Here is a 620-nt window from a genome sequence, read left to right on the forward strand (position 1 = left end):
CTCGCCGACCGCGTCTTCACCGGCTACATGCTCGCGGGCAGCTTCGCCTTCGCCGCGCTCTTCGCCTATGTCTCCGGGTCTTCGTTCGTGATCCAGGAGATCTACGGCGCCTCCCCGCAGACCTTCAGCCTGCTCTTCGGGATCAACTCGATCGGCCTGGTCTCCGTAGGACAGCTCAACGGAAAGGTGCTGGCCGGGCGGGTCAGTCTGGACGCGGCCCTGTTCGTCGGCCTCGCNNATCGCGCTGTGCCTGATGGCAAGTGGGGTCTTCGGCGATGTCGGCCTCGTACCGATGGCCGCCGGGCTGTTCGTGCTGATGTCCGCGATGGGCCTGGCCATGCCCAACACCAACACCCAGGCGCTGATGCGCACCAAGCACGCCGCGGGCTCCGCGTCCGCGCTGCTGGGCACCTGCTCGTTCCTCGTCGGCGCGATCGCCTCGCCGCTGGTGGGCATCGCGGGCGAGCACACGGCCGTGCCGATGACCGTGGTCCAGCTGGTGTGTGCGGTCGCGGCCATGGCCAGTTTCGTGGGACTGTGCCGTCCGTGGCAGCAGCGCAAGACCGGCAAGACCGTCTGAACGACCATCTGGATCAGCTGATACGAGAGGTGGGGGCGCT

General features: G+C 67.6%; 1 pseudogene. It reads left to right on the forward strand.

Going from position 1 to position 620, the window contains the following annotated elements:
- Positions 1-580 (forward strand): annotated as a pseudogene (locus tag CCN51_RS40265) (MFS transporter); the annotation flags it as partial.
- Positions 581-620 lie beyond the last annotated feature (40 nt).

Source organism: Streptomyces milbemycinicus (assembly GCF_002154605.1).
Taxonomy (GTDB): domain Bacteria; phylum Actinomycetota; class Actinomycetes; order Streptomycetales; family Streptomycetaceae; genus Streptomyces; species Streptomyces milbemycinicus.